The organism is Albidovulum sp. (assembly GCF_049646345.1).
Taxonomy (GTDB): Bacteria; Pseudomonadota; Alphaproteobacteria; order Rhodobacterales; family Rhodobacteraceae; genus Albidovulum.
On record NZ_JBARVQ010000700.1, the window covers coordinates 1 to 2,112 of the forward strand.

The 2,112-nt window shown below is 58.2% G+C and carries 3 protein-coding genes; 1 reads left to right on the forward strand and 2 read right to left on the reverse strand.

The annotated features are described in order from the left end of the window. Both WBB85_RS18280 and dctP read right to left on the reverse strand, forming a co-directional pair. A partial coding sequence (locus WBB85_RS18280; protein WP_432640024.1) for a TRAP transporter small permease occupies positions 1-374 on the reverse strand: 374 nt, incomplete at its 3' end. Between the two features lie 74 nt (positions 375-448). After that, on the reverse strand, positions 449-1,441 hold the full coding sequence (dctP, locus tag WBB85_RS18285) for a TRAP transporter substrate-binding protein DctP (protein ID WP_432640025.1): 993 nt from the start codon (positions 1,439-1,441) through the stop codon (positions 449-451). A 133-nt stretch (positions 1,442-1,574) separates the two neighbouring features. Between dctP and WBB85_RS18290 the strand changes: the two genes are divergently transcribed. Continuing rightward, positions 1,575-2,112: TetR/AcrR family transcriptional regulator (locus WBB85_RS18290; protein ID WP_432640026.1), on the forward strand; the 538-nt coding region annotated here is incomplete at its 3' end.

Below are 2,112 nucleotides of genomic sequence, written 5' to 3' on the forward strand. Positions count from 1 at the left end.
GTGGTTTGAGGCCGCTTCATCGACCATGCGACCATGTCGCGAGCGAGGCTCAGAAAGAACAGGCTGAGCACGACCATCACTAGGGAAACGGCGAATGTGTGCCACGCCTTGGTTCTGGGGTTCTTGAGCGACAGGGATAGAAAGTCGACGACGAGGTGCTGATGGTTGCGCGCCGCGACAACAGCCCCGCACATGTAAAGCCAGATTGCCGAAAGCGTAGCCAGTTCCAGCACGCCGACAACCGACCAGCCGAGAAAGTAGCGCGCGGCAACGAGGAACAAGATCAACCCAGTGATCGCGAGGCTCGTGACAATGACGATTATGTTCAACAGGCCTATCAGGCCAGAATCCAGCTTTCTGAAGATTTCCACCATGACGGTCAGCTCCCAGTTTCCTGAATGGGGGTAAGACAACGGCCGGAACCCGAAGGCTCCGGCCGCGATCTGTCTCAGTCCACCTCGGCGCGGATCAGGTCCATGACGTCCTTGCCGACATCAGGCTCCATCTGCGGCCAGACTTCGGCGCGGACCTTTTCGACGATCGGCGCCAGCTGTTCGTCGGTCAGTTCGAAGTACTCCATGCCGGATTCGACGGCGAGCTGAACGTAGTGCTCGTCCTCTGCCTTCGCGGCGACGAACTGCGCCTCCATCGTGGCGATGGCGGTCTCTTCGACCAGCTTCTTCTGTTCGTCTGTCAATTCCTCATAGGTTTCGAGGTTTACCAGCAGGTTGCCGGTCACGAAGGTGTGCTTCGTGCGTACGTAGTAGTCGAGCACGTCTCGGAAATACTCGTAGTCCCAGTAGATCACGTTGCCCGCATCACCATCGACAACGCCGGTCTGGATCGAGGTGTAGACCTCGCCCCAGTCGATCGCGGCGGTCTGATAGCCCATGGACTCAAGAATTTGCGGGAAGGGGAACAGCGGTGGCGTACGCACCTTCATACCCTTCGCGCTGTCGAGGTCCAGCGCGTACGAACCGCGTGACGCCACACCGCTGAAACCTTCCGGCCAAGCGCCGAAATACTTGAGCCCTATGTCGTTGAATACCGTGTTCAGAACACCGTTGGCCCATCCGCCCGGCTTGTAGGCATCCAGCGCCTCGTCCCAGGACGTGACCATGTAGGGCGTGTTCAGGATGCCGATCCGCTTGTCATACGACGTCGACGGCCAAGAGATCATCGCGTCAACCTCGCCCGCGACGAAGAGGTCAAACACCTCAAGCTGGCCGCCCAGCTCATTCTGGTAGAACACCTTGACGTCAATTTCGCCGTTGGACCCGTCTTTGACGGCATTTGCCCAGGCGGCCAGCGCCTTGCCGGACGGTGAATCCCGGTCACCGGAATCCGTCGCAAACTTGAGTTCGATCTGTGCTGAAGCTGCGGTTGCAGCAAAGGCCGCCAGAAAAGCAGCCGTTGAGAAAATCCTCCGAAACATCTCCATCCTCCTCGCTGGGTAGTTCGTAAATGACTGAACATAACAGTCGTTACGCTCATTGCATAACATGTGTTATGTTAGATAGTCGAGTCAATGAATTTTTGTGGAGCTCGGCATGCGGTCGGGGTGGGAGAACAAAATGGTGCAAGCGAAAAAGAAGGCGAGCCGCAACCTGGATCGATCGAGTTGGATCGACGCCGCCCGCAACGTGTTGATAGAGAAGGGCATCAGCGGCATCAGTCTTCGTCACCTCGCCGAAGAGCTCGGGGCGACGACCGGGGCCTTCTACTGGCAGTTTGGCAATCTCGAGGAACTGCTTGAGGATGTTCGCCGGGACTGGGCGGACCGCAATACCGCCCCTTTCACCGAAGCAATCGAGTCGGCCGGCGATGACGGCTGGCATCAATACCTGGCCTATGTGCGCGTGTTGCTGGAGGAGGATCAGTATGTTCCTGCCTATGACAACGCGATCCGCGACTGGGCCCACAGTTCGCTCCGCACGGCTGAAGTGCTTCGCCAAACCGAAGCGTTCCGGATCGAACAATTGCGGCGTATTTTTATCGCCCTCGGCTTCGAAGGCCGCGCAGCCAGCGTCCGGGCCCACGTCACCTATTTCTCGCAGACCGGCTACAATGCGATGCAGGTTACCGAACCCAGGGAAGAACGCCTTCTGAAAG